Source organism: Aliiruegeria lutimaris (genome assembly GCF_900099935.1).
GTDB lineage: Bacteria > Pseudomonadota > Alphaproteobacteria > Rhodobacterales > Rhodobacteraceae > Tropicimonas > Tropicimonas lutimaris.
Window position 1 is genome coordinate 76,694 of sequence record NZ_FNEK01000015.1, and the last position, 17,754, is coordinate 94,447.

15 protein-coding genes are annotated in these 17,754 nt (G+C 62.3%); 12 read left to right on the forward strand and 3 right to left on the reverse strand.

Translation table 11 applies throughout. The features are described from left to right. The first annotated feature begins 18 nt into the window (after window positions 1–18). Genes BLR85_RS09260 through BLR85_RS09270 form a run of 3 tightly spaced genes read left to right on the forward strand, consistent with a single transcriptional unit; the run spans window position 19 to window position 3,807 of the window. A complete protein-coding gene (locus BLR85_RS09260; protein ID WP_093154252.1) occupies window positions 19–750 on the forward strand; it encodes a response regulator transcription factor in 732 nt (243 codons plus the stop codon). Continuing rightward, a complete protein-coding gene (locus tag BLR85_RS09265; protein WP_093154255.1) occupies window positions 747–3,221 on the forward strand; it encodes an ATP-binding protein in 2,475 nt (824 codons plus the stop codon). Before BLR85_RS09260 ends, BLR85_RS09265 begins: the two co-directional genes overlap by 4 nt. Then, on the forward strand, window positions 3,208–3,807 hold the full coding sequence (locus BLR85_RS09270) for an HAD family hydrolase (protein WP_093154258.1): 600 nt from the start codon (window positions 3,208–3,210) through the stop codon (window positions 3,805–3,807). Before BLR85_RS09265 ends, BLR85_RS09270 begins: the two co-directional genes overlap by 14 nt. A 505-nt stretch (window positions 3,808–4,312) precedes the next feature. On the opposite strand, the gene BLR85_RS09280 is transcribed toward BLR85_RS09270, so the two are convergent. Next, the gene (locus BLR85_RS09280) at window positions 4,313–5,335 is read right to left on the reverse strand and encodes a LacI family DNA-binding transcriptional regulator (protein ID WP_170844509.1); all 1,023 of its coding nucleotides are present in this window, start codon (window positions 5,333–5,335) and stop codon (window positions 4,313–4,315) included. A 151-nt stretch (window positions 5,336–5,486) separates the two neighbouring features. Between BLR85_RS09280 and BLR85_RS09285 the strand changes: the two genes are divergently transcribed. From BLR85_RS09285 to BLR85_RS09305, 5 genes are read left to right on the forward strand one after another with little or no spacing between them, the layout of a single operon-like run. Continuing rightward, on the forward strand, window positions 5,487–6,638 hold the full coding sequence (locus tag BLR85_RS09285; RefSeq protein ID WP_093154266.1) for a Gfo/Idh/MocA family protein: 1,152 nt from the start codon (window positions 5,487–5,489) through the stop codon (window positions 6,636–6,638). Continuing rightward, window positions 6,638–7,294, forward strand: coding sequence for a hypothetical protein (locus BLR85_RS09290; RefSeq protein WP_093154270.1), 657 nt, complete (start codon window positions 6,638–6,640; stop codon window positions 7,292–7,294). The genes BLR85_RS09285 and BLR85_RS09290 overlap by 1 nt, the downstream gene beginning before the upstream one ends. 8 nt (window positions 7,295–7,302) lie before the next feature. Next, complete coding sequence (locus BLR85_RS09295; RefSeq protein ID WP_093154273.1) at window positions 7,303–8,487, forward strand: Gfo/Idh/MocA family protein; 1,185 nt, start codon at window positions 7,303–7,305, stop codon at window positions 8,485–8,487. 41 nt (window positions 8,488–8,528) lie between these two features. Beyond that, entirely contained in the window at window positions 8,529–9,707 is a 1,179-nt protein-coding gene (locus BLR85_RS09300) for a Gfo/Idh/MocA family protein (protein WP_093154276.1), read from the forward strand. Between the two features lie 49 nt (window positions 9,708–9,756). After that, window positions 9,757–10,086, forward strand: a complete 330-nt coding sequence (locus BLR85_RS09305) for a Rossmann-fold NAD(P)-binding domain-containing protein (RefSeq protein WP_212635049.1) — start codon at window positions 9,757–9,759, stop codon at window positions 10,084–10,086. A gap of 114 nt (window positions 10,087–10,200) precedes the next feature. Here the strand turns inward: BLR85_RS09305 and BLR85_RS09310 are convergent, their stop codons facing one another. Both BLR85_RS09310 and BLR85_RS09315 read right to left on the reverse strand, forming a co-directional pair. Beyond that, window positions 10,201–11,820: a GMC family oxidoreductase gene (locus BLR85_RS09310; RefSeq protein ID WP_093154279.1), complete on the reverse strand. Its 1,620-nt coding sequence runs from the start codon at window positions 11,818–11,820 to the stop codon at window positions 10,201–10,203. 24 nt (window positions 11,821–11,844) lie between these two features. Then, window positions 11,845–12,570, reverse strand: a complete 726-nt coding sequence (locus tag BLR85_RS09315; protein WP_093154282.1) for an FCD domain-containing protein — start codon at window positions 12,568–12,570, stop codon at window positions 11,845–11,847. A 452-nt stretch (window positions 12,571–13,022) separates the two neighbouring features. Here BLR85_RS09315 and BLR85_RS09320 point away from each other — a divergent pair, with 452 nt between their 5' ends. The 4 genes from BLR85_RS09320 to BLR85_RS09335 are packed head-to-tail and all read left to right on the forward strand — an operon-like array spanning window position 13,023 to window position 17,609. Beyond that, window positions 13,023–13,997, forward strand: a complete 975-nt coding sequence (locus BLR85_RS09320) for an ABC transporter substrate-binding protein (RefSeq protein ID WP_093154285.1) — start codon at window positions 13,023–13,025, stop codon at window positions 13,995–13,997. Window positions 13,998–14,055: 58 nt separating this feature from the next. Further along, window positions 14,056–15,594 carry a sugar ABC transporter ATP-binding protein gene (locus BLR85_RS09325; protein ID WP_244520664.1) on the forward strand — a complete coding sequence of 513 codons (1,539 nt, stop codon included), beginning with the start codon at window positions 14,056–14,058 and terminating at the stop codon, window positions 15,592–15,594. Between the two features lie 56 nt (window positions 15,595–15,650). After that, window positions 15,651–16,607 (forward strand): ABC transporter permease, encoded by a 957-nt coding sequence (locus BLR85_RS09330; RefSeq protein ID WP_212635050.1) that lies wholly within the window; start codon window positions 15,651–15,653, stop codon window positions 16,605–16,607. Window positions 16,608–16,613: 6 nt separating this feature from the next. Next, the gene (locus tag BLR85_RS09335; RefSeq protein ID WP_093154291.1) at window positions 16,614–17,609 is read left to right on the forward strand and encodes an ABC transporter permease; all 996 of its coding nucleotides are present in this window, start codon (window positions 16,614–16,616) and stop codon (window positions 17,607–17,609) included. Window positions 17,610–17,754 lie beyond the last annotated feature (145 nt).

The following is a 17,754-nucleotide window of genomic DNA, read 5'->3' on the forward strand; positions in this document are numbered from 1 at the left end:
GGGAGGCGCGTGACAACTATGGAGGATCCCCAGGGCAAACGACCCGTGGTCGCCGTGATAGATGATGACGCCAACCTTCGGCGCACCGTCGCCGCGCTGCTGTCCGAAAGCGGATTCGAGGCGGTTCCACTTGCCGACGGCGCCGCATTTCACGCGCGCGGGCCGGAACCCGGGGTGGACCTCGCGCTGATCGATCTGAGACTCGCAGAGGAGAACGGGCTCGAACTCGCCATCTCCTTGCGTCGGCGTCACGGACTTCCTATTGTCATGCTCACCGGTCGTGGCGATGACACCGACCGGATCGAAGGGCTCGAAACCGGCGCTGACGACTACATGATGAAGCCGTTCAACCCGCGTGAACTGATTGCCCGTATCCGGGCAGTCCTGAGGCGCGCGGGCCATCCTGACATGGTCGCTGCCGACCGCGACGCCGCGCGTCTGATTGCATTCGGTGGGCTCCGGCTGGATCTCGACCGGCGCGACCTTGTGGACGCCAATGGCGCCGAGATTGCGCTGACCAATGCCGAGTACCGGCTTCTGGAATACCTTGTGCTGAACCAGGGCCGGGTGATCCCGCGCCCTGAACTCATGGCCGAGCTCGGGGCCGATCTGAACCATTACGGCGACCGTACCATCGACGTGTTGATCCTGCGGCTGCGACGCAAGATAGAGCCGGTACCTTCCAAGCCTGTCCATCTGCAAACGCGGCGCGGCCAGGGCTATTTCTTCGTGATCGGGTCCACGCGATGAAGCGGATATCGGTCAGGGCGCGCCTGCTTTTCGCGCTTGCCGCCCTTACCCTTGCCACGTTTCTTGTTGGAGCAATCGCATGGGCCGCGCTCGAGCGAACGACGGCCCGGGTCGACAGGTTGCATGGCGATACGCTCGCTGCCGTCGACGCGGCAATGACTCTCTCGCGACAGGCCGCAAGCATCGCGACGAACGCGCCGTACATGCTGCTGCTCGACAGCCCCTTTCGCATCGCCCAGGAGGGCGAGGTGACGGTCGGCGTGATCGACGAGATCGCGGCCGGGCTGGCCGAGGGCGATGAACTCACCGTCACGCTGGACGATATGCGCGCCGGCACGATCGAGATGGTTGCGCATATGCAGGCCCGGGCCGGCTACCGCGATCAGACCCTGCGCACCAATGCGGCCCTGGCCAAGGCAGAGCGGCGTTACGCCCATCTGGCTGCCAGCACGGACACCCCGCTCGCGGAAAGACAGGACTGGTTCACGCTCCAAAGGGTCGCCGACGCCCTTCTTGGCGCAGGTCGGGCCGAAAACCTGATTGGCGTTGGCGAATTCCAGCGCGCCTACCACCGTTTGCGGCGCGTCGCGAACAAGGACGGCTTGCGGGAAAGTCAAGGCGATCTTTCCGAACTGGTTTCATTTGCGGAGGGACGCGACGGTCTGTTCGAATTGCGTCGGTTGGAACTGATGAACCAGATCGGCGCGCAGGGTGCGCTGGTGCAGGTCCGGCTTGGCGCTGCGGCCGTGATCGCCCATGCCGAAGCGGTAACAGCGGATGCGCAGGCCGCAATCGCCGCCGAGAGGGCCGAAACCATCAGCGCAATCGCGCTGCGAAAGAGCACGATCCTTGTTGTCGTTCTCGCCTCCGCGGCCCTCGCGCTGACCGCGGCGCTCTATGTGTCGGGTTACGTGACCGGCAACCTGCGCGCCGTCTCGGATGCGATGATGCGTCTTGCCGCCGGCGACCGCTCCCTGCGGCTTCCCCGCGGTGAAGGCGCCGGCGACGAGATCGGCAAGCTGTTCCACGCATTTCGAACCTTTCGTGCCAACGCGATCCGTCTGGACCGGTCCAACCGTCGCCTCGCCGAACGCAATGCGCTTTTCGAGAAGATGATGAGCAGCATCACCGATGGCGTCGCGATCCTGTCGGATACCGGCGCGATCATCGCCCGCAACGACCGCCTTGCGGAGGTGCTGCGGATCGATCCCGCACATGCGGGCAAGCGCGTCGGCTTGGACGAGTTGGTCTCCCGGGGCGGCTGGAAAGACTCCCCGGGCCCGACCGGGAGTCAAATGCTCGCAACAGCCGATGGCCATTATGCGCTGCGCCGTGAGAGTCCCTTGCCGGGGGGCGGTGCCGTGGTGCTGATTGCCGATATCACCGAGCAACGCCAGATCGACGACAGGATGCAACAGATCCGCCGGATCGAGGCCCTGGGCAAGGTGACGGGTGAGGTGGCGCATGATTTCGGCAATATCCTGTCGACCATCAACGGCAGCCTGCACCTGATGGAAACGGCCTCGCCCGATGTCCAGCGCGAGCTGGTCGGCTCGATTGCAATCGCCGCCGAGATCGGCACGTCGCTGGTCCAACGCCTTCTGGCTTTCGCCCGGCGACAGAAGCTCATGCCCGAGGTGGTCGAACTCAACGCCTTGGTGGACGGCATGGCCGACCTCGTGGCGATGGCCCTTCGCGACGAAATCCGTCTCGAAACCCGGGAGGCACCCGAGCCGATCGAGGTACGCGTCGACCCGGGGCAGCTCGAAAGCGCCTTGCTCAACCTTTGCCTCAATGCCGCCCAGGCCATAGACGGTTCCGGGGAGATCACGATTTCGGTTGCTGCCGAAGGCAATCGCGCGGTGATCGAGGTTGCCGATACCGGATGTGGAATGAGTGCCGAGACCGTCGAACACGCGATGGAGCCATTCTATACCGCGCGCGCAGATGGAACCGGCACCGGCCTCGGGTTTGCCATGGTCTATGGCTTCATCAGCCAGTCAGGTGGCGAGGTCCAGATCCTCTCCACACCGGGCGCGGGCACGACGGTGCGCATGACCCTTCCTCGGGCCGAAGCTTCAGCGTCGCCGGCGACACGCTGGAACCGCGTGCTTCTGGTCGAAGACGACCCCGAAGACCTCTCGGCGGCCCGGGCCATTCTGAACGATCACGCCAACGAGCTTGTCGAGGAGACCACGACCGCGGGCGCGCTCGCCCGGCTTGAGGAACAAGTCTTCGACCTCGTCGTTTCGGACCTGTCGCTTGGCGGCAATCCGGGCGGGTGGCGTATCGCATCCGCGGCGTTGTCATCCGGTGCGGCCCGCTCAGTTGCGATCGTCTCGGGGCGGCTCCCGGCGAAAACGCCGTTCAATGGGCAATATGGTTCGGCGCTCGTGACCCTCGCCAAGCCGTTCGACATCGCAGCCCTTTGTGTTGCGCTCGGAAGGGACGACAGACATGACCGCGCTTGATACGAAGGCCGTGATATTCGATTGCGATGGAACCCTGGCGCTTACGGCGAACCTGCACTTCGACGCTTTCAATGCCGCATTGGCCCGACAAGGGGCATATATGGACCGTGCCTGGTACGATGCGCGCAAGGGACTCGACAGGAACGACCTGATCGCCGAATTCGCGGCGCAACACGACGCCGTACTGGATTGCGCCCGCATCGTCGCCGACAGCCGGAGGATCACGGTGGAGCGCGCCGAACAGACAGCGGTGGAAAATCCGCCGGTCGCAGCCCTGGCACGACGGCTCAAGGGCAAGGTTCCGATCGCGGTCGGGTCGAACGCGGAAACCGATGTCGTCCGTTCAATCCTTCGGGGGGCCGGACTTGATCCGCTTTTCGAAGTGGTGGTTACCGTGGTCGAAGCGCTGCGCCCGAAGCCTGACCCCGCGATATTTCTTCTCGCCGCGGAACGGCTCGCCGTTGCCCCCGGCGAATGCCTGGTACTGGAGGATTCCGAGCAAGGTCTCCAGGCCGCGATCGCTGCCGGGATGGATGTGTTGGACGTACGGATTCCCGATGTTCTTTCTCAGATCGAAAGCTGGTGAAAACATCCATTCGAGGCTGTGACGCGTCCATTTCGATGCGATGCACACAAGCAGCATCCAACCTGCTTGGCTCGCGAACCAAGCACCGCTGCCATCGGGCACTGATCTGGAAGAAGTGCCGCGCTATGTTTTCATAGCCATACTACTTGCATGCCTTGATATTTGGCGCTTGGCGAGAGTCCCGTGATCTCCAAAATTCGAAAGAGCGTTGTTGACCGTTGCCAAAAGACGGACCGCCGTGGACTTCGTCGTAGAGTGCTTTGCTCAGCGTAGTCTAGATGACATTGCGAAACCGCCATCTTACTCCAGATGCGACCGCTGCGCACAATTGAGAAGGAACGGTTCCAGGTGTATTCGGCGACTGGCTGCGAGCCGTTTTCGAAGTCCGTTCAAGCGCGCAGGAGCGTCGCCCGTTCGACGGCCCATATTGCGACGATCACGGATACCGACGCGGCGATGGCTCCCCGCGTTCCGATCCAGACCCGTGCCTGAAACGGTCGTCTGCTCAGGAAAACGCAAGCCCGGTGGTATTCTCACGTGTCACGATGCCGATTGGAAGGAATCCCGGATCTCGTTGCCGCTGTTCCAAATGCGCGACCATCGCCTCGACGGCATGTTCGGCCACATTGTGCATGTCGAGATGCAAGACGATATCCATGCTTCCGTCCAACAGGTAGGAGCGGGTTTCCTGAGAAAAGTTGTGGCCAATATGGACCAGCTCACCGACCACGCCGGCTTCCTTCAGGGCGCGCACAACGCCTTCATGCCCGCCGCCAACATTGTAGATCCCGACAAGATCGGGATATCTGGCCAGCGCTTCGCTCACGACGGTGAAATTTCGGGTACCGTCATCTTCTCCATTCAGAACGATGGACTCGCCGATATGGGGAAAGCCCGCGCGCAGCGCCGCCCGAAAGCCCATTTCCCTGTCTTCGTGAAGACGGTACAGGCTTCCGGCGGTGACAATTGCAACCCGACCTGCCTGCCGGGTGAACCGCCCCATTAGGAAACCCGCCGTCCGCCCGGCAGCGCGGTTGTCGATGCCCACGGTGGCGATGATGTTGGGATTCGCCAGTCCCGACAGGAGCGCAAGTCCGGGGATCCTGGCGCCGTGCAGGAAGTCGACGGCATCGTGAACGCGTGGGTCTTCGAGTGCCTGGAAGGCGACGGCGTCGATCCCCTGTCCGGCGCAGGCCCTGAGCTTCCGAGCGAGCGCCGCTGGTTCCATCTTGCGAGCGAAGACGCATTCGACGGTCGCATTGCCGCGTTCGCCGCAGGCTTGCAGGCAGCGGCCGAGATGCTCCGTTGACGAACCGGCGAGTTCGGGCAGCAACACCTTGAGGCGCCACGGCCGAGCGCGGGGCGACATTGGTGCACCGCTCTCGATTGCCGCCCGTGCCTGCTCCACCCTCTGTCGCGTGGTTTCCCGAACCGTCCCGCGATTGTGAAGCACGCGGTCGACCGTCGCCGTGCCTACCCCGGCCAGCCTGGCGATCTCGGCAATGGTGGCGTGGCGTTTTCGGTCCATGGCAGCAGTTTCCAGATCAGAATCCATCATTCCCTTCATATCGCATCAATTGTGATGCGTGTGGTGCATCAGTTTTTTTCTGTGATCGAAAAATGATTGCAACTCGCTCGTCGGTTTCGTTTTTCTGCAACAGACCCTTTGGGAGGAGCACATGGAAAAACTGCGTGTGGGTCTGATCGGCTGCGGGCGGATCAGCGACATCTATCTGAAGAACTGCAAGAGCTTTGACGGCCTGGAGATCGTAGCTTGCGCAAGCCTCGACATTTCCGAGAGCCGGGCAAAAGCAGAGCAATATGGCATCCCGCGCGCGACGGTGCCGGAAGAGGTCATCGCCGCCCCCGACATCGACGCGATCCTGAACCTGACAATTCCGGCGGCGCATTCCGAGATCAGCCGCGCCGCACTGGAAGCCGGCAAGCATGTCTATTCCGAAAAGCCCTTCGCGACGGATCTGGACGAAGGACGGGCGATCCTTGAGCTTGGCCGGGAAAAGGGCCTGCTGGTGGGCAATGCGCCCGACACATTCCTTGGCGGGCGCTGGCAGACCGTGCGCAAGCTACTCGATAGCGGCGTGATCGGCGCGCCAACGGGTGTGGCCGCCTTCGTGCCAACGCATGGTGTCGAACGGCACCACCCCAACCCCGATTTCTACTACGCCAAGGGCGGCGGGCCGCTGCTGGACCTTGGCCCGTACTACCTGACGGCTCTGGTCTTCTGTCTCGGTCCCATTCGACGCGTGGCCGGCATGGCGCGCAAGACCTTCCCCGAGCGCATGATCGAGAACGGCCCGCGCCATGGCGAAATGATGCCCGTCGAGGTCGATACCCATTGCCTCAGCCTGATGGAGTTCGAGTCCGGCGTCATCGGACAGATGATGGTCAGCTTCGATGTCTGGGAGAGCGAAACGCCCCGGCTGGAAATCTACGGCGAGGACGGCACGATCTGCATCCCCGATCCCGATCCCGGCGATGGCGCGAATATCTTTCAAGGGCCGGTCTGGTACCGGACCCGCTCAACGTCGCGCTGGACCATGCGGCCGCGGCCCAAAGCTCCGGCGGAGTGGTCGGTTGCCGAAAACACGCATGGGTACAATTTCGACGCCCGCGGGATCGGCCTGCTCGACATGGCGCAGGCGGTCACGGAAGGCCGCCAGCCGCGCGCCAGTGGCGAGATGGCGTTCCACGTCTACGAGGCGATGGAAGGGATGCTCGCCTCCGCCGAAACCGGGCGCTTCGTCGATATGACCAGTCGATGCGACCGGCCCGAACCTCTCCCTGAAATCCTCCCGGAAGGCAGAATCTGATGCCGATAGAAACCCTCTCCATCTCCGAGCCGTTCTTCACAACGCGCATCGTCTCCGACGAACCCAGCCTTGAAGTTCGCGGCAAGGTGATCGTGCTGAATCTGAGCGAAACGCCGATCGGCATCCGCGATCAGAAACTGGCCTATCTGCAATCGACCGTTGTCCGGGATGTCGAACTGCACACTCTCGATCATGCGGTGATTGTCGAGCGGTTCGCCGACTATCCCGACGAAGCGGCGCTCTTTGACGAGGTCAGGAAAATCTGGCCGTCGGCCTTCGAGGTCCGCCAGGAGGAACGCCTGCGGGGTGTCAGCCACTACATGTCGCCCAAGGTGTGGATTGGCCAGTTCGGATTCACCTTCTATCATTCCGGTTCGGTGCCGCTGAAGGTCGGGCTGCACCGCGATCACGATTTCTGCCCGGTGCCGGGCTTCCGCGAAGTGCACACGCAAATCGTGGGTTTCGGAAAGATGCAGCAATGCCGCGAAAAGGATATCGACACGCTCTATCTCGAAGAGCCCATGGCGCCCGGCAGCACGCATCGGCCAATGTTCGACGCCGAAGGCAATTACCCCTGGCACCAGTTCGAAACGATCACGCCCTCGATCTTCATGGCGGTTGAAATGCTGCCCGAGGGCGCCACACCCCCTCAATGAGGTCTCCGATGACACTCTTTCCCGACAATTTGAACTTCGATGGCCCCTTTCCCCGGCTGTCCCGCAGATTGCGCCTGGGCATCGTCGGCGGCGGACGGATCGCCGCGACCCAGGCGATGGCTGCCCGCATGAGCGATCACTGGGAGGTGGTCGCCGGCGCGCTTTCCTCCAGCCAGGAGAGCGCCAGGAGCCGGGCGGCCGAGTTCCGGATCGCACCGGACCGCGCCTATGCCTCGTTCGAAGAAATGGCTGCCGCCGAGACGCGTCATTCCGAAGGGGTGGACGCGGTGATGATCACGACGCCCAACCACCTGCATCACGCCGCCGCGCGGGCCTTTCTGAATGCCGGCATCGACGTGCTGTGCGACAAGCCGCTGACCAACGAGGTTTCCGAAGCCGAGGATCTGGTAGGGTTGACCAGCGCGTCGGGCTGCGTCTTCGGCGTGTCCTACGTGATGTCCTGCTTTCCGATGGTCCGGCAGGCGCGCCAGATCGTGTCGGAGGGCGGGCTGGGCCGGATCAACCAGATTCATGTCGAATTCCTGCAAGACTGGATGACGCCCGAGGAGGTTGCCGATGCGCCCCACGTCAAATGGCGTCTCGACCCGTCAAAGACCGGGAAAACAAGCTGCGTCGGGGATATCGGCACCCATGCCGCGCATCTGGCGCAATTTGTCAGCGGGCTTCCCCTGACTGATCTGCGGGCCGAATTCCATGTCTGCGGCGCCCCCAAGCCAGTGGAGGATACGTTCTTTGCCTGGACCCGCCATGCTGGCGAGGTGCCTGGAACGTTGATGGCAACCCGGCTCGCGCCGGGCAATCGCGGCGGGCTGCGGCTACGTATTTTCGGCTCCGAAGGCGGTATCGAGTGGGACCTGGAAAAGGCCGAGCAGCTCAGGTTCAACCGTTTTGGCGAGGCGGACCGGACCATTAGCCGAGGCCATGGCCATGGGGTCAGCCCGGCGACCGAACGCCTTGTGCGAACGGGGCGGGGCTTTCCGGAGGGCATCATCGAGGCGTGGGGCAATCTCTACACCGAGTTTGCAATGGCCGTCGCGGCACGCAAGGATGGGCTGCGTATCCCGGAAGGGTGGCTGGGCATGCCAACAGTTGCCGACGGCGCCAAAGGTGTGCAGTTCATCGAAGCCACCGTTCGTTCCAATGAGGCGGGTGGAGAATGGGTGGAGCTGTGAGCGCCCGCTCACCGGGCGCAAGCTGAGATCGGAGAGACGTCATGTATGACAAACTATCGTCCCGTTATCCCGCCGCGGGCCGCAGATTGCGATTGGGTTTTGTCGGCGGCGGGTGCGGCTCCCTCGTTGCACAGTGGCACGCGAATGGCGCGCGCCTTTCGGGACGCTGGGACATCGTCGCCGGGGCGTTGTCGTCCGACCCTGAAACGGCGCGCCAGTCCGGGAAGGACTGGCTGCTCGCCGAAGAGCGCAGCTATTCCGACTTTGCCGTGATGGCCAGCGAAGAGGCGGCGCGGCCCGATGGCATCGACGCGGTCGCGATCTGTACGCCGAACTTCCTGCACAGACCGGTCGCCGAGGCATTTATGGCCGCGGGAATAGATATCGTCTGTGACAAGCCTGTCGCCATGACGCGGGAAGACTGCGCCGCGATGGCCGAGATGGCGGAAGAAACCGGCGTCGTTTTCGCCGTCACCTATCCCTACGCCTATCACCCCATGGTTGTGCAGGCCGCCTGCATGATCGCGGACGGCGCAATCGGTCCGGTGCGTCAGGTCATGGTCGAATATGCCCAGGACGGACGCGCCGGCGCATTCGACCCAAGCATCAAGCAACTGGCCTGGCGGTTGGACCCCGCGAAGGGCGGCAGAACGGCCACGACGGGCGATATCGGCACCCATGCCGTGCACCTGATGGAGTTCGTCACCGGCCAACGGATCGCGAAGCTCCGCGCGGATTTCCATGTCTGCGGCGGCGAGAAGCCGATGGAAGACACCTCCTTCATCAATTTCCGGCTGGAAAACGGTGCGCCGGGGGTGATGTGGCTGTCGCAGGCCGCAATCGGTAATACGACGGGGCTGCGGTTGCGGGTCTATGGCGAAAAGGGCGGGATCGAATGGGATCACGAGATGCCCGAACATTTGCACGTGAACATGCGCAACGCGCCGCGCCAGACGATCACCCGTGGCGCGGGCGCCGGCATGCACCCCCTTGCAGAACGGATGATCCGGCTTCCTCGTGGCCATGGGGAGGCGTTGTCCGATGCCTGGGCCAATCTTTATACCGAAGCGGCGATCGCGATCGAGGCGCGGCGGGATGGCCATGCTCTGGAAGAAGGCCTTCTCAACCTTCCAATGCTTGCCGAGGGCGCGCGCGGGGTCGACTTCTTTCATGCCGCAGCAGACAGCAACGATTCAGGCGGGGCCTGGACGAGTTTGTAGCCATCAAGACGGCATTTTGCACAAACGGTCGTTGGGCCGGGCTTCCCCCTTGTCCGACATGCAGGCCTACGCACAGAGCAAGCTGGCCATTACTCTGTGGAGCCAGCATTTCGCCACATATTACCCGGATGGCCCTATCTCCATCGCGGTCAATCCCGGCTCCTTGCTGGCAACCCGAATGGTGCGCGAGGGCTTTGGAACCTCCGGCAACGACATCGCCATCGGTACAGAGATCCTGACCCGCGTTGCGCTGTCGAGCGCGTTTGCACAGGCTTCGGGCCGGTATTGGGACAACGACTCCGCACAGTTCGGAAACCGTCTGCCTGTTGAAATCGCGCTATCCGTCAGCCGCGAAATCGACAGGTTGCTTGAAGGATAACGTCACGGGTGCCGCATCTCGCGACGGTCGTGAGCCACCTTGGTCCTGCTCGACGCGGGAGTGGACGGGCAAAGCGGAACTGCGCATTGGTGTGATTGATGACGAACGAAGTGGTCAGATATTTCCGAGCATCAGGTCCGCGCAGCGGTCCGCGATCATCATCACCGGGGCCTGGGTGTTGCCGGCGGTGATGTAGGGCGTCGCCGACATGTCGCAAACCCGCAACCCCTCGATCCCGCGTACCCGTAGCTGCGGGTCGAGCACGGCCATCGGGTCGTCGTCATGGCCCATCCTGGCCGAACAACAGGGGTGGTAACCGGTCTTGGCAAAACGGCGGCAGTGCGCTGCAATGGCCTCGTCGGACTTGAGAGTCTCTGAACTCGGCAGCACCACTTCCTTGATCTTCGATTTCATCGGTTCCTGGTTGAGCACCTCGACGAAGAATTTCTGCCCCTCGACCATCATCGCCATGTCGTCTTCGTGGCTCAGCATGTTGGGGTTGACCAGCGGCATGTCCTTGGGATTGCTCGAGGCCAGCCGGAGCCAGCCCTTGGATTTCGGCTGGATCACCGACGTTGCCACGGTCACGCCGGGCTGGTCCTTCACCAGGTCCTGCGCGTCCTTGTCGATATAGACCATGTTGACGCAGAAGGTCTGGATCGTGGGGTCCGCATCGCGATCCACCGGGTTGACGAACGCCCCGCATTCCACGCCGGTGGAACAGACACGGCCCGTGCCGAAGAGCATGAACTGGATGCCATTCAGGATCATCCGCCAGCCTTCGCCCTGCTTGTAATAGCCATGAGGCCCGTTGAAATAGGCCGTGATCGGAACTTCAGCGTGATCCATGAGGCCTTCGCCGACGCCGGGCAGGTCATGTGCCACCTCGACGCCAACCTCGCGGAGGTGATCGGCCGGGCCGATGCCGGAAAGCATCAGGATCTTCGGTGTCACCAGCGCGCCGGCGGTCACGACCACTTCGCCCTCGGCGCGGACTTCGTGGGGCTGGCCGGACTTGTCCACGTAGATCGCACCAACGGCGCGCTTTCCTTCCAGAACGATCTTCTGCACCGAGGACTGGAGCCGAACTGTCAGGTTCGGGTTGTCCTTGAGCGGTTCAACATGGGAGTAGGCGGCCGAGCAGCGCTTTCCGTTGCGGTTCATGAACTGGTAATAGCCCGCGCCGCGTTGGCTCTCGCCACAGAAATCGCTGTTGAAGGGTTCGCCCATTGCCTGCACCGCCTGTACGAACCAGCGCGAGGCGGGCTCGATATGACCCGGATCGGAGACCTTCAATGGGCCGCCCACACCGTGATACCGGTTGAGCAAGCGGTTGTTGTCCTCCATCGCGGTGAAGACTGGCAAGCAGGTCTCGTAATTCCAGGGCACGTAGTCCTGCGAGCCCTGCAACAACGAATCCCAATGGTCGTAATCACCTGGGCGCCCGCGCATATAGACCTGTCCGTTCACCGTGGAGCCGCCGCCAAGGACATTGCCCTGCGGAATGAAGGGCTGTCGGCCGCCGAACTGGTCCTGGGGTACGGTCTGGTGGTGCACCATGTACTTGGAACCGTTGATCAACTTGAAAATGCCCGGTGGCATGTCCAGCAGCGGGTGGTGGTGCGAATAGCCGCCCTCCAGAAGTAACACGCGCTGCCCGGCCTCCGCCAGGCGGGCCGCGACGACGCAACCGGCAGCACCGCCGCCGATGACGATGTGATCGAAGCTTTCCATTCTGTTTCTCCTCAAGCGCCCCGGCTATGGCGCGCCAAATGTCTCCCGCACATACTCCCAGGCGGTGCTCAGGTGGGTCGCCAGCGCTTCTTCGGCGGCGTCCGGGTCACGTTCCAGAATGGCTGTGTAGATCGCCATGTGGCTGGCGTAGTTCACTTCGTTGCGCTCTGGAGAGCGCAGCATCTGCCCCCAATGCGGCTTGAGCCACGAGCAGTAGGCAATGTGTATCGCCGGAAAGATCGGGTTGCGCGGGATTCCGTAAAGCACCCCGTGAAAGGCCATGTCGGTTTCGTAGAAGGTTTCGGAATCGGCAATGGCATTCTTGTTCTTGGCCAGCGCTTCCTTGAGTGCGGAGATATCCTCACGGTTGGCCGAGAGGGCCGCATCCCGAACCAATCCTCGTTCAACGAAGACACGGCTCGCGAAGAGCGATTCGATGCCGCCTTTCTGCTGCAGCATGAGCTGCACGATGGAACCCACGGAGTTGAGCGCCGTGTCATAGCCGGGCTTGCGCACGACCGGACGAAACCGCGGCCGTGCTTCCAGCAGGCCACGGCTGGCCAGCGTTGCCACCGCCTCTCGGATTACCGTGCGACTCGTGGAGAACTGCTCCATCAAGTCTCGTTCCGAGGGCAGGAGTGAGTCGTTTTCCAGCGTCCCCGAAAGGATTTGGCGCTGAATCTGGTCGACCACTGCGTCAGAGGCTCGTCCTTCCGCCGGAGCGGACTCGTCGTCATTAGAATGACTCATTTGGGTCACCGAGTCCCATGATTGGTATGACTATAAATCATATAATATCGACCCAAATTCAGAATTTCAATTTCTTTCAGCCAATTATGGCTGGTTTATAGCTGAAACTCGGTCGCAAAGGCCGTATGTGAAGAAATTTCTTGACGTATACATTTAATTCGGTAGCCTCACAAAAACATTTTGGTAGAACCAAGACGGGGTATTGGGCGGCCGTGGCCGCAAGGCGAAGTCGGTCGTGACGGCGACAAATAGCGAATTCGGGTTCGATGAGTGCCAGCGCATGAGGTTGGGTAATCGGACCTGGGAGTGGGGTTTGGCGTTCCGAAGGGGGCGTTGAAGCAATCATGAAGCCTTCCGGGTGCTTCGTGGACGTGGGTGGCTCCGAAATCAGGGGCGACCCGTATAGGCGGCAGGGGAGGGACCATTGCCGCAAAACCAGTGGAGGAAAGTCTATGAAACGCAGAATTCTGATGGGGACGGCTATCGCCTTCGGACTTGGTCTGACCACGATGTCGGCCATGGCGGAACCGCCGCCTCTTGCGCAAAAGGAACGCTACAAGGTCGGCTTCAGCCAGATGGAGAGCAACAACCCCTGGCGGATCGCCGAAACCAAATCGTTCCATGACACGGCCGAGGCCTGCAACTGGGACCTGATCGCGACCGACGCTGCCGGTTCTGCCGCCAAGCAGGTTGCCGACGTGGATTCGATGATCGCGCAGGGCATCGACGTGCTCTTCCTGCCGCCGCGCGAGGAAAAGCCGCTCATCCCCGCCGTGATGAAGGCGCAGGCCGCCGGTATCCCGACCTTCCTGGTTGACCGCTCGGTGGATCCGAACGTCGCCAAGGCCGGCGAGCACTATGTGTCCTTCCTTGGCTCCGATTTTATCGACCAGGGCAAGCGCGTGGCCGAATGGGTCATCGAGAATTTCGAAGGCGACAAGGGCATCATCGTCGAGTTGGAAGGCACGACCGGCTCCTCGCCCGCAAATGACCGCAAGTCCGGCTTCGATGACAACATCCTCAAGGATGACCGTTTCGAGATCGTCGCCTCCCAAACCGGCGATTTCGCTCGCGACATGGGTCGCCAGGTCATGGAGACGCTGCTTCAGGCGCATCCGGACGTGAACATCGTCTATGCCCATAATGACGAGATGGCCATTGGCGCGATCCAGGCGCTGGAACTGGCTGGGCGCAAGCCGGGCGAAGACGTGCTGGTCGTTTCCATCGACGGTACCCGCGATGCGCTTCAGGCGATCATCGACGGCAAGATGGGCGTGACGGTGGAAAGCTCGCCCTTCTTCGGCCCGCTTGCCTGCGAGATCATGGGCAAATACGCCGCCGGCGAGAGCATTCCGCCCTGGGTCAAGGTCGAGGACCGGATCTTCACCAAGGAAAACGCCGCCGATCATATCGACGAGGCCTACTAATCCCTCCCTGCCGGGGGCTGCCATCGGGCGGCCCCCGCGCATTTCTGGCGAAAGGGCCATGATGCAACCGCTCCTGAAAATGCAGGGCATCAACAAGTCGTTCGCGGGCGTGGCAGCACTCACATCCGCGGAACTCGAGATTGCCCCCGGCGAAGTTCACGCCGTCATCGGCCAGAACGGCGCCGGAAAATCCACATTGATCAAGATCCTCACAGGCGTCTATCGAAAGGACTCCGGCGATATCGCTTTCGAGGACAAGCCATGGAACGCGTTATCCCCGCGCGAGTCGCAGGATAACGGCATTGCCACGATCTACCAGGAGTTGAGCCTCGTGCCGCTCCGTTCGGTGACCGAGAATGTCATCATGGGCTACGAACCGCGCACGCGTTTCGGCCTGATCGACTGGAAGGCGGCCCACAAGCGCACGCGAGAGATCCTTGCCGATTTCGGCGTGGATATCGACGTGACCCAACCCTTGGGGAATTATTCCACCGCCATTCAGCAGCTCACCGCCATCGCGCGTGCCGTGTCACTGAACTCACGGCTGGTGATCATGGACGAACCAACCTCCTCGCTCGACGACCGCGAGGTCGAGACGCTCTTCGGCGTTGTGCGCGGGCTGAAGGCCAGGGGCGTTTCGGTCATCTATATTTCCCACTTTCTGGACGAGCTGTTCCAAATCTGCGACCGGGCCACGATCATGCGCGACGGCCAAAGGGTGGCGGTGCGCGAGATCGCCTCAACAACCAAGCTCGGGCTGATCGCCGACATGCTCGGGCGCGATCCGGAGGAAATCTCGGCCGCCGGAATGACCGATCTCGGCGGTGGCACGCATGAGGCGGGCGAATTGCTTCTGGAGGCCACCAACCTGCACACGGATCGCAATCTTCGGGATGTGTCGGTCTCGGTGCACAAGGGTGAGATCGTCGGCCTCGGCGGGCTGCTTGGCTCCGGCCGAACGGAGGCCGCGCGAGCGATCTTCGCCATGGACAAGCTGCGCAACGGCACAGTGGCGACACATCGCAACCCGGCCGGCTTCAGGGACCCGGCCGAGGCAATTCGCGGCGGCATCGGTTTCCTGACAGAGGACCGAAAGGCCGAGGGTATCGTGCCCGAGATGTCCGTTCGCGAGAACATGACCCTCGCGCTCATGCCCCGTCTGGTGCGCAACGGCGCCATCGACCGGGCGAAGGAAGAGGAAATCGTCAAGAAATTCGTCGATGCGCTCGGCATCAAGCTCGCCTCGATCGAGCAACCGATCCGCGAGCTTTCGGGCGGCAACCAGCAGAAGGTGTTGCTTGCGCGCTGGCTTGCGCTGGAGCCCGACCTGCTGATCCTCGACGAGCCGACCCGCGGTGTCGACGTGGGTGCCAAGTTCGAGATCCAGTCGATCATCCGGGAATATGTCGAAAAAGGCGTCGGCGTTCTCCTGATTTCCTCGGAATTCGAGGAACTGGTGGAAGGCGCCGACCGGATTGTCGTGCTTCAGGACGGCAAGTCGGTCTCTGAACTGCAAAACCCGGGCATCACCGAGGAAAGTCTCATCGGTGCCATCGCACGGTCCCATGACGGGCCGGGCAAGGGAGCCGCCGCATGACCGACATAACCCAGAACCTTCCGAGCCCGCCTCCGGGCCAAAGCAGGAGCCCAGCCATGCCCGGCTTCGACACCAGGATGCTTGCCAAGCACGGGGGGCTCATCGCGCTGGCGGTGTTGCTCCTCATCAATATCGCCATCACGCCTAACTTCCTGCAATTGCAGACGCTCTTCGTGAACATCTCCCAGGTGGCGACGATCGCCATTGTAGCCGTCGGCATGACGCTGGTCATCGCCACCGCCGGGATCGACCTTTCGGTCGGCGCCGTGATGGCCGTGGCGGGCGCATTAGCGCCGCTGATCTTTCTCAGCGAATTCGCCCAGGCCTACCCGACGCTCGGGCTCGCGGCCTCCATCATCGTGCCGATCCTCGTCGCGCTGCTCTGCGGCCTCTTCAACGGGGTGCTGGTGGCTTATCTCGGGGTGCAGCCGATCATCGCTACGCTGATCTTCTTCATCTCCGGACGCGGAATCGCCCAGGTGCTTACGAACGGCAACCTGCAGACCTTCGCCCATCCGGGCTTCTCCTATATCGGCACGGGCAAGATCCTGGGGCTGCCCTTCCAGGGCTGGCTCGTCGTCGTGATCGCCATTGTCTTCTGGTACATCGTCAACCGCACGCTGTTCGGCCGCCGTATTCTCGCGGTGGGCGGCAACGAGAGAGCCGCCAAGCTGACGGGAACCCCCGTGCGCCGGGTCAAGACCGGCGTCTACGTGATCTCGGCCGGGCTTTCCGGCATCGCGGGGCTCATCGTCGTGGCAATCAACTCCGCCTCCGATGCTGCCCGCATCGGCAACCTGATGGAACTTGACGCTATCGCCTCCGCCGTGGTCGGCGGCACGCTGCTGATGGGGGGCAAGGCGCCCATCTTCGGTGCCGTGCTCGGAGCGGTGATCATTCAACTCGTGAAGTACACGCTTCTGGCCAATGGCGTGGCCGACGAAGTCGCACTGATCGCCAAGGCCGGCATCATCGTGCTCGCCGTCTACGTGCAGCAAGGCCGCAAGGAGTAACCCGAGATGCTCGACCAGAACACCTTCGACCTGCGCCGCTACATCCAGGGCAACGGTCAATCCATGGGCGTGTGGATCGCGCTTATCGTGATGATCGCGTTTGGTGCGATGCGATACGACAACTTCACCGGCGCCTATAACATCAGCTCCTTCCTCAACTACAACTCGATGTTCATTGTTATCGCGCTTGGCATGTGTTTCGTCATCATGACTGGCGGGATCGACCTTTCTGTCGGCTCGGTGGTGGCCTTTGCCTCTGTTTGCGTGGCCTATCTCTCGCCTTACGGGATCCAGGTCGCGCTGCCGGGCGGGATCCTCGCGGGGATGGCAATTGGCGGGCTCAACGCCTTCTTCGTCATCGCCATGCGCATCCCCCCTTTCATCGCCACGCTCGCGACGATGCTCGGCGCAAAGGGGGGCGCCTTGGTGATTTCAGGACGCCAGACCATCTCCGTCGACTGGGGCTCGAACTTCACGAAGTTCGGCATGGGATCGGTTGGTGGCATCCTGCCATGGTCCATCATTGTCGTGGCGCTCCTCGCCGTGGCGCTCTGGATCGTACTCGAGAAGACCTCCATTGGCCGGACTGTCGAAGCCATCGGAGGTGGCGAGGACGCGACAAAGATGATGGGCCTCCCGGTCAACCGCGCCAAGGCATTCGTCTACATCCTCTCGGGTGGCTGCGCGGGGCTGGCGGGTGTGATCCTTGCCTCGGGCTTCGGCGCGGGCCAGCCGCTTGAAGGCGTTGGTTGGGAGCTGTCGGCCATTGCCTCCGTCGTTGTTGGCGGCACGCTGCTGACCGGCGGGCTTGGATCGGTTCCGGCCACGGTGGCAGGTGCGCTGCTGCTCGGACTGGTCTTCAACATTCTGAACTTCGAAAACGGACGGGGTGTCATCTCCTTCTCGGCCTATTGGCAGATGGTGATCCGCGGCCTCTTCCTCTTCGTCGTAATCCTCCTGCAGTCGCGTGTCTCTCGCGTTGGTGCCAAGCAGGGAGCTTGAAAATGACGAAAATAACTTCGCTGATAGGGCAGCGCTTTGCGCTCCCTCTAGATGAGGTGCTTTCTGATGCCAGGCATGGCGAGCACACCCATTTCGAACTGATCACTGTCACCATCGGCTTCGATGATGGCAGCGAGGGCACGGG

Bases quoted from the DNA above. Each gene is read 5' to 3' on its own strand.
- BLR85_RS09260 (WP_093154252.1), top strand. From the start codon at position 19: ATGGAGGATCCCCAGGGCAAACGACCCGTGGTCGCCGTGATAGATGAT.
- BLR85_RS09265 (WP_093154255.1), top strand. From the start codon at position 747: ATGAAGCGGATATCGGTCAGGGCGCGCCTGCTTTTCGCGCTTGCCGCC.
- BLR85_RS09270 (WP_093154258.1), top strand. From the start codon at position 3,208: ATGACCGCGCTTGATACGAAGGCCGTGATATTCGATTGCGATGGAACC.
- BLR85_RS09280 (WP_170844509.1), bottom strand. From the start codon at position 5,335: ATGGACCGAAAACGCCACGCCACCATTGCCGAGATCGCCAGGCTGGCC.
- BLR85_RS09285 (WP_093154266.1), top strand. From the start codon at position 5,487: ATGGAAAAACTGCGTGTGGGTCTGATCGGCTGCGGGCGGATCAGCGAC.
- BLR85_RS09290 (WP_093154270.1), top strand. From the start codon at position 6,638: ATGCCGATAGAAACCCTCTCCATCTCCGAGCCGTTCTTCACAACGCGC.
- BLR85_RS09295 (WP_093154273.1), top strand. From the start codon at position 7,303: ATGACACTCTTTCCCGACAATTTGAACTTCGATGGCCCCTTTCCCCGG.
- BLR85_RS09300 (WP_093154276.1), top strand. From the start codon at position 8,529: ATGTATGACAAACTATCGTCCCGTTATCCCGCCGCGGGCCGCAGATTG.
- BLR85_RS09310 (WP_093154279.1), bottom strand. From the start codon at position 11,820: ATGGAAAGCTTCGATCACATCGTCATCGGCGGCGGTGCTGCCGGTTGC.
- BLR85_RS09315 (WP_093154282.1), bottom strand. From the start codon at position 12,570: ATGAGTCATTCTAATGACGACGAGTCCGCTCCGGCGGAAGGACGAGCC.
- BLR85_RS09320 (WP_093154285.1), top strand. From the start codon at position 13,023: ATGAAACGCAGAATTCTGATGGGGACGGCTATCGCCTTCGGACTTGGT.
- BLR85_RS09325 (WP_244520664.1), top strand. From the start codon at position 14,056: ATGATGCAACCGCTCCTGAAAATGCAGGGCATCAACAAGTCGTTCGCG.
- BLR85_RS09330 (WP_212635050.1), top strand. From the start codon at position 15,651: ATGCCCGGCTTCGACACCAGGATGCTTGCCAAGCACGGGGGGCTCATC.
- BLR85_RS09335 (WP_093154291.1), top strand. From the start codon at position 16,614: ATGCTCGACCAGAACACCTTCGACCTGCGCCGCTACATCCAGGGCAAC.